This is a genomic window from Sphingomonas sp. RIT328, from assembly GCF_000632225.1.
GTDB lineage: Bacteria > Pseudomonadota > Alphaproteobacteria > Sphingomonadales > Sphingomonadaceae > Sphingomonas > Sphingomonas kyungheensis.
On the sequence record NZ_JFYV01000007.1, the window covers coordinates 96,457 to 104,889 of the forward strand.

General features: G+C 66.6%; 6 protein-coding genes. 4 read left to right on the top strand and 2 right to left on the bottom strand.

Features of this window, described 5'->3' with window-relative positions; translation table 11 throughout:
• Nucleotides 1–33: 33 nt before the first annotated feature.
• From BW41_RS04560 to BW41_RS04575, 4 genes are all read left to right on the top strand, one after another.
• On the top strand, nt 34–948 hold the full coding sequence (locus BW41_RS04560; protein ID WP_037531851.1) for an ATP-grasp domain-containing protein: 915 nt from the start codon (nt 34–36) through the stop codon (nt 946–948).
• The gene (locus BW41_RS04565) at nt 945–1,961 is read left to right on the top strand and encodes an LLM class flavin-dependent oxidoreductase (RefSeq protein WP_037531852.1); all 1,017 of its coding nucleotides are present in this window, start codon (nt 945–947) and stop codon (nt 1,959–1,961) included. The genes BW41_RS04560 and BW41_RS04565 overlap by 4 nt, the downstream gene beginning before the upstream one ends.
• Before the next feature lie 457 nt (nt 1,962–2,418).
• Complete coding sequence (locus BW41_RS04570) at nt 2,419–5,226, top strand: TonB-dependent receptor domain-containing protein (RefSeq protein WP_235199505.1); 2,808 nt, start codon at nt 2,419–2,421, stop codon at nt 5,224–5,226.
• Nucleotides 5,227–5,421: 195 nt separating this feature from the next.
• Complete coding sequence (locus BW41_RS04575; RefSeq protein WP_235199506.1) at nt 5,422–7,881, top strand: TonB-dependent receptor; 2,460 nt, start codon at nt 5,422–5,424, stop codon at nt 7,879–7,881.
• Between the two features lie 45 nt (nt 7,882–7,926).
• Here BW41_RS04575 and BW41_RS04580 read toward each other — a convergent pair whose 3' ends face one another.
• Both BW41_RS04580 and BW41_RS04585 read right to left on the bottom strand, forming a co-directional pair.
• Nucleotides 7,927–8,121 (bottom strand): hypothetical protein, encoded by a 195-nt coding sequence (locus BW41_RS04580; protein WP_037531856.1) that lies wholly within the window; start codon nt 8,119–8,121, stop codon nt 7,927–7,929.
• The coding region (locus BW41_RS04585; RefSeq protein WP_327195562.1) for a hypothetical protein at nt 8,112–8,433 on the bottom strand (322 nt) is incomplete at its 5' end. The genes BW41_RS04585 and BW41_RS04580, both read right to left, overlap by 10 nt.

Sequence of the window (8,433 nt, forward strand, 5' to 3'; positions counted from 1 at the left end):
GGATGGCGCGGCCTTACGCTAGGCGTCGCCGCTATGCCTGATCTTGCCATCCTGTACGAACATCCGCAGTGGTTCGCGCCGCTGTTCGCCGCGCTCGACGCGCGTGGCGTCAATTACACCGCGATCCATGCCGACGGCTTCGCCTTCGATCCCGCCGCCGCCGCGCCGCCGGCGCCCCTGGTGTTCAACCGCATCGCCATGTCGAGCTTCCTGCGCGCGCCGGAGCATCCGATCTTCCACGCCGCCGCGGCGCTGGCGCAATGGCAGGCGCGGGGGGCGCGCGTGCTCAACGGCAGCGACGCGTTGGCGATCGATTCGTCCAAGGCGCGGCAATTGTCGCTGATCGCCGGCCTCGGCCTCGCGATCCCGGCGACGCGCGTCGTCCATCGCGCCGCCGACCTGCCCGCGGCGGCGGCGGCGCTGCGCTTCCCGATCGTCGTCAAGGCGAACATCGGCGGGTCCGGGGCGGGGATCGTCCGCTATGACGATGCCGCCGCGCTCGCCGCCGCGGTCGCGGACGGCAGCGTGCCCGACAGTATCGACCGCGTGCTGCTCGCGCAGGAATATGCCCCGGCGCGCGGCGACCGGATCATCCGCATCGAGACGCTCGGCGGCCGCTTCCTCTATGCGATCGAGGTCGACGGCGGCGGCAGCTTCGATCTCTGTCCGGCGGATGCCTGCGCGTTGCCCGGCAAGCCGACGATCACGATGACGCGCGTCGATCCCGACCCGAGCCTGATCGCGGCGGCGGAGGCGATCGTTGCGGCGGCGGGGATCGACGTCGGCGGGGTCGAGGTGCTGATCGACGATCGCGACGGCGTCGCGCGCTTCTACGACATCAACGCCTTGTCCAATTTCGTCGCCCGACCGTTGGAGGTGCTCGGCTGGGACCCGCATGCGCGGCTGGTCGACTGGCTGACGGCGATGCTGGCGGAGACGAGACGATGAGATATGGCTATTGGATGCCGGTGTTCGGCGGCTGGCTGCGCAACGTGCCGGACGAGGGAATGGCGGCGGACTGGGACTATGCCAAGCGGCTGACCCAGGCGTCCGAACGCTGGGGCTATGACCTCACGCTGATCGCCGAGCTCAACCTCAACGACATCAAGGGCGTCGACCAGCCCGCGCTCGACGCCTGGTCGACCGCCGCCGCGCTCGCCGCGGTGACCGAGCGGATCGAGCTGATGGTCGCGGTGCGGCCCAATTTCCACCATCCCGCGCTGTTCGCCAAGGCGGCGGCGAATATCGACCGGATCTCGGGCGGGCGGCTGGCGCTCAACGTCGTGTCGAGCTGGTGGGCGGACGAGGCGCGGCAATATGGCCTGCAGTTCGACCAGCATGACGATCGCTATGCGCGCACCCGCGAATGGTTGCAGGTGGTCGACGGGCTGTGGACCGAGGAGCGGTTCAGCTTCGCGGGCGACTTCTACCGGACCGAGGAGGCGATCTGCGCGCCCAAGCCGGCCCGGCGGCCGACCGTCTATGCCGGCGGCGAGAGCGAGAAGGCCAAGGCGATGATCGCCTCGCAATGCGACGCCTATGTCATGCATGGCGACCCGGTCGCGGCGATCGCGCCCAAGATCGCCGACATGCGCGCGCGGCGTGCCGCGGCGGGCGGGGCGCCGATGCAGTTCGGCATGGCCGCCTATGCGATCGTCCGTGACAGCGAGGCGGAGGCGCAGCGCGAGCTCGAACGGATCACCGCCGTCACCGATCTGCCGGCCGGTTACGCCAATTTCGACCAGTGGCTGTCGGGCACGCAGCTCGAGCGCGAGCTGAAGTTGCAGGAATATGCCGTCTCCAACCGCGGCCTGCGCCCCAATCTGGTCGGCACCCCCGAACAGCTGAAGGAGCGGATCGCCGAATATGAGGCGGCCGGGCTCGACCTGCTGCTGCTCCAGATGAGCCCGCAGGCGGAGGAGATGGAGCGGTTCGCGGTGCAGGTGATGGGGACGGTGTAGGATCGACCGACCGGCTCGCGCGGGCAAGCGCCGCGCGTCGGGCCGATGCCGCCCCGCCGGTGGGGCGGTCGTCCCATCCGGATGCCGAATCTCCTGATGCGCGGAGAGCTGGCATCGGCGTGTCCGGGTGGATGCGCATTGATGGACGTGCAGAACCGCAACGACCGGATCGCGGCGGCCGGCCGAACGCCGCGCGGCCGTGTGACATGACCGGCAACATTTCTCCCATCATCGTAATAAATGATACGCGGCGTGACCCGCCGGCAAGGTCCTGATAAGAACAGTTGCGGGATCAGCACGCCGTTGCAGCGTAATAGACCCGATCGATGTCAGTCGGTTGATCCCGATCTGCTTCGCCCGCATGCCTGACGTTCGGTACCATTATCCCCGATAAGGGTGGGCCGCCATCTCAGGACTGGTGTGGAGTAAAGATATGCAAAGGGTTCACCGTCGACGATTGCTGGCCACGACGCTGCTGCTGGGCTGTGCGACGCCGGCATGGTGCCAGAGCGACGCCACCGCCGTCGCCGCCACCGCCGACGCGCAGACCGCGCCCGAGGCGGCGCCGCAGGACGAGATCGTCGTCACCGGTTCTCGGCTCGGCGGAGCGGCGCTCGACCAATCCTCGCCGATCGCGGTGGTCAGCGCGCGCGAGATCGCGCTGTCTGGCCAGGTCAACGTCGAGAACATCCTGAAGGACCTGCCGCAGCTGGTGCCGAGCATCACCTCGGCCTCGAACAATCCGGGCGGCGGCGTCGCCACCACCGATCTGCGCGGCCTCGGCGCGTCGCGGACGCTCGTGCTGGTCAACGGCCGCCGCTACGTATCGTATGATTCGAGCCAGATCGTCGATCTGAACACCATCCCCGCCGGGCTGATCGAGCGCGTCGACATCGTCACCGGCGGCCGGTCGGCGATCTACGGGTCGGATGCGATCGCGGGCGTCGTCAATTTCGTCATGAAGAAAGACTTCACCGGCGTGCAGGCCAACGCCAATTACCGCATCAACGAGGCGGGTGACGGCGGCACGTTCAATTCCAACCTGCTGCTCGGCGGCAATTTCGCCGACGGGCGCGGCAATGCGACGCTCTATTTCGATTATACCAAGCGCGACGGGATATTGCAGGGGCAGCGCGCCTATTCGCGGCAGGCGCTGGTCGACGACGGCGACGGCAATCTGATCGCCGGCGGATCGGGATCGATCGAGGGCACGCGCTTCGCGATCGGCGGCGTCAACCGCAAGTTCAACGCCGACGGCAGCTACAGCGCCTACAGCGCGGCGAGCGACGCCTATAATTACGCGCCCTACAATTATCTGCAGGTGCCGCAGAAGCGGTTCCTGATGAGCGCGCAGACGCATTACGAGGTCAGCCCGGCGCTCAACGTCTATGCCGAAGGGCAATTGATCAACAACCGCGTCAAGAACCAGCTCGCGCCGACGCCGTTCACCGGATCGGTCGCGCTCGACGCCGATTCGTCGTTCCTGTCGGCGTCGTCGCGCGCGCTGCTCACCGGGCTCGACACCGATGGCGACGGCTATGTCACCTCGACGATCTACCGCCGGCTGACCGAGGTCGGCAACCGCATCTCGAGCGTCGACAATACCGCCTATCGCGCGGTGCTCGGCGCCAACGGCGATATCGGTCACGGCTGGGCCTATGACGCTTATTACAGCTATGCCCGCACCCGCTCCGACGAGACGCAGACCGGCAACGTCTCGCGCAGCCGCGTGCTCCAGGCGCTGCGCACCACCTATGATTCGAGCGGCACTCTCGTCTGTTCGGACAGCAGCAACGGCTGCGTGCCGCTCAACATCTTCGGCGCGGGCAACATCAGTTCCGCGGCGGCGGCGTTCATCACCATCCCGGTGCAGAACAGCAGCACGATCACCGAACAGGTGGCGAGCGCGTCGATCTCCAACAAGAATCTGTTCGACCTCGGCGCGGGGCCGGTCGGCATCGTGTTCGGCACCGAATATCGCAAGGAATACGGCGTCTACAGCCCGGATTTCTCGCTGTCGTCGGGCGACGTCGTCGGCTTCAACGCCGGTGAGGGGCTGAGCGGCGGCTATGACGTCAAGGAGCTGTATACCGAGGTCGCGGTGCCGCTGCTCGCCGACAAGCCGTTGATCCACAAGCTCGAGATCAACGGCGCCTATCGCTATTCCTATTATTCGACCGCAGCCAAGTCGGTGAACACCTATTCGGCGGGCGCGGTGTGGGCGCCGATCGCGGATATCTCCTTCCGCGGCCAATATGCGCGGGCGGTGCGCGCGCCGACCGTCGCCAATCTGTACAGCGGCTCGGCGCAGGACTTCCCGACCGCGACCGATCCGTGCACGCTCGCGGTGGCGGTGACCAACGCCAATCTGCGCGCGAGCTGTCTCGCCACCGGCGTGCCGGCGGCGCTGCTCGGCACCGCCTATGACGGCGGCAGCACGCAGATTCAGACGGTGACCGGCGGCAATGCCGCGCTGCGCGAGGAGACGTCCGACACCTATACCGCCGGCATCGTCCTCCAGCCTACCTTCCTGCGCGGCTTCTCGTTCACCGCCGATTATTACAAGATCAAGATCGCCAACTATATCGCCTCGGCGGGTACGGCCAATCTGATCCGCGCCTGTTATGGCGACGCCACCAACGGCTATACCGCCTATAATGCGAGCTATTGCGCCTCGCTGCCGCGTGACGCCAACAGCTATGCGATCACCGATGCGGTCAACACGCTGTCGAACACCGGCGGCGTCAAGACGCGCGGCGTCGACTTCGAGGCGCGCTACGGCCTGCCATTGGCGTTCGGCGCGTTCGGCAGCAGCACCAGCCGGCTCGACTTCCGATTCAGCGGCACGCGGCTGATCGCCTTCGACTATAACCCGCTCGCCGCGATCCCTGACCTGACGCTAAACTGCGCAGGCAAGTTCGGCATCAGTTGCGGCAACCCCTATGCCAAATGGCGGCTGTCGGGGCGCACCACCTATGCGACCGGCCCGATCACCGTATCGGTCCTCTATCGCCATCTGTCCGCGGTGCGCGACGACGACGATACGACGACCTATACGGTCGAGCGGATCAAGCCCTATGACTATTTCGACCTGACGGCGGCGTTCGACGTCAAGCCGGGCTTCACCTTCTCGGTCGGCGTCAACAACATGTTCAACCGCAAGCCGCCGATCCTCGGCGACAATCAGGAGCAGGCGAACACCTATCCGTCGACCTATGATCCTTATGGTCGTGCCTTCTTCATGAGCACCAGCGTCAAGCTATAGGCCAGCCCGCGACCCCGCCGCGCCGACGGGTGGCGGGGTCGCAAGCCAAATGCGTCACAAAAGCGTCATAAAGCGCCAATGTCGCGTAACATTCCACGGAGTGACCGCAACATAGCGGACATTCCGTGGTCAATGCCCCGGGTTAGAGGCTCCGCCCGGGCGGCGTGCTGGACACCGCCAACTCGGGAAACAACTGTGAAACAGGTTCATCTGACCCGCGGCCTTCTCGGCTGCTCTCTCTCCCTGCTTGCCGCGCCGGCTCTGGCGCAGACCACGGGCACGCAGGACTTCGACGATATCGTCGTCACCGGCAAGGCGGCCGACGCCAATGTCGGCGGCGTGACGCTGCCCGCGACCGCCAAGGCGAAGGTCGGCCTCGACAGCAGCTTCATCCAGCATGAAACGCCGGGCCAGACGATCAACGACACGCTCAACATGCTGCCGGGCGTCAGCTTCCAGAACAACGATCCCTATGGATCGGCGGGCGGGACGATCAGCATCCGCGGCTTCGACGGCAGCCGCGTGTCGCAGATGTGGGACGGCTTTCCGCTCAACGATACCGGCAATTACGCCATATACTCCAACCAGCAGCTCGACCCCGAGCTGATCGGCCAGGCGACCGTCAGCCTCGGCTCGACCGATGTCGACAGTCCGAGCGCCTCGGCGACCGGATCGACGATCAACTATCAGACGCGCAATCCGAGCGAGGACTTCCACGTCCGCGTCGCCGGATCGGTCGGCGACTATGACTTCATGCGGATTTTCGGCGTGGTCGACACCGGCGTCATCACCCCGTTCGGCACCCGCTTGCTGCTGTCGGGCAGCAAGTCGACCAACGATGTCGTCTTCACCGACAAGGGCAAGATCGACAAGACGCAGTTCAACGCCAAAGTGTATCAGCCGATCGGCAGCAACGGCGACTTCATCTCGATCGCCGGGCACTACAACCGCAACATCAACAACTTCTTCGGTTCGGTGCCGCTCAGCACCGTGGGCGGCAGCGTCGGTACCGGATCGGGCAACCGCTTTCCGCTGACCCGCGCCGAGCGGTTCTACGACGTCGCCGATTGCGTCAGCAGCGCCGGCGTGGCGTGCGGCTTCGGTGCCTATGACTATCGCTACAATCCGTCGAAGACCGCCAACGTCCGCGTCAATTCGCGCTTCACGCTCGCCGACCGGCTCGTGCTGACGGTTGATGCGGCCTATGCCTATACGCTCGCCAACGGCGGCGGCACCGCGACCGCGAACGAGGGCTTTGCGACGATCGGCGGCCAGCGCGTCGCGGGCTATGTCGGCAGCACGCCCTATTTCGGCGGGGTCGACCTCAACGGCGACGGCGACACCAACGACACTGTGCTGGTCAGCGCGCCGAGCACCACCCATACCGACCGCTATCTGCTCAATCTCGGTCTGCGCTACGATTTCAATCCGTTCCAGACGGTGCGGATCGGCTACAGCCTCGATTACGGGCGGCACCGCCAGACCGGCGAGCTGACCACGATCAACGGCTACGGCTTCGCCAGCACGCCCTTCCCGAGCGAAGCGCCGCTGCTCGATTCGACCGGCACCGCCTTGCAGAAGCGCGACCGCCTGTCGAAGGCGATCCTCAACCAGGCGTTCGGCGAATATCGCGGCCGCTTCCTCGACAGCCGGCTGACGCTCACCGCCGGCGTGCGCGCGCCCTTCTTCACGCGCGACCTGACCAATTATTGTTTCACGACCAGCGCGAGCGGAGCGCTGATCTGCTCGGGCCGGAATGCCGCGACCGACGCGATCATCGCCGCGGCCTATCCCACTTATCAGGGGCCGCAGAATCGCGTCTTCCACTACAGCCGGGTGCTGCCGAGCGCCGGGCTGGTCTATCAACTGACCGCGCCGCTCGCCTTCTTTGCGAACTATTCGAAGGGGATGCAGGTGCCGGGCACCGACAATCTCTACAACAGCTTCTATTATGCGCAGGGCACCAGCGGCGCCGAGGGCGCGAAGCCCGAGACGACCGACAATCTCGACGCGGGGCTGCGCTATCAGGCGGGGCGCGTCCAGGCGCAGCTGTCCGGCTGGTACACGGTGTTCCACGACCGGCTGGCGTCGTCCTACGATCTCGAGACCAACACGACGATCTACCGCAACCTCGGCACGGTGCACAAATATGGCGTCGACGGCAGCGTCAGCTACCGGCCGGTGCGCGCGCTGACGCTCTATGCGTTCGGCTCCTATCTCAAGTCGAAGATCCTCAACGACGTGCAGGCGAGCGCGACGACCACCTATCTGACCGCGGGCAAGCGCGAGGCGGGGGCGCCGACCTATACGTTCGGCGGCCGCGTCGAGGGCCATGCCGGGCCGGTGCGGCTCGGCATCGAGGCGAAGCGGACCGGCGAACGCTATGTCAACGACCAGAACCTGCCGGTCGTGATCGGCGGGGTACAGGTCTATGGCGCAAAGGCGCCGGCCTATACGCTGGTCAACCTCGATGCGCGCTTCTCGCTCGAGCCGCTCGGGCTCAACGACCAGACCTATCTGCAGCTCAACGTCAGCAACCTGTTCGACACCTTGTACGTCGGCGGGTTCAGCGGCACGACCTCGACCGCGTCGCTGACCTATGCGCAGATCGGCGCGCCGCGCGCGGTGTCGGCGACGCTCACCATGGGCTTCTGATGGCGGGCGGGCGGCGCGCTCTCGCGGCGGGCCGCCCGCGTCCGGTCAGGGCCGGGGCGTGAAGCGGATCGCGACCGCGGGGGCGAGCGGCGATCCGGCGAGCAGCGCCATCGCGGCATGCGGCCCGGTGATGCCGCGCGGCAGCGGCGGCAGCGCCTCGCCATGGCCGAGCCGGTAGGAGGGCGATCCCGCCGCGGCGATCCACGCCGCGCCGAGGCTCGGGCGATAGCTTACTGGCATGTGACGGTTCCGTTCGTGACGAGGGGGTTGATGCCGTGCTGGCCCATGAAGTCGAACAGGCCGGCGAGCAGCCCCTGCGCGGCGGGCACCGACAGCGCGAGCCGGCCGACGACGACGCGTTCCATCGCCGGCTGCGCCTTGGTGTGATCGCAGCGCGCGCTTTCGACGGTGATGCAGACGATGCCGTTGATCACCGACAGGCCGGAGATGCCGGTCGCGAAAATCTCGGGGGTGAAGGGATTGTCGATCAGCGGCACGCTGTCGGGCGGTGGCGTCGGGTGGGGATGCATGTTCATCGCAAGGGTCCTGGAC

What these genes read in the sequence shown, in the direction of transcription:
- BW41_RS04560 (WP_037531851.1), top strand. Translation starts at nt 34, where the DNA reads ATGCCTGATCTTGCCATCCTGTACGAACATCCGCAGTGGTTCGCGCCG.
- BW41_RS04580 (WP_037531856.1), bottom strand. Translation starts at nt 8,121, where the DNA reads ATGCCAGTAAGCTATCGCCCGAGCCTCGGCGCGGCGTGGATCGCCGCG.
- BW41_RS04565 (WP_037531852.1), top strand. Translation starts at nt 945, where the DNA reads ATGAGATATGGCTATTGGATGCCGGTGTTCGGCGGCTGGCTGCGCAAC.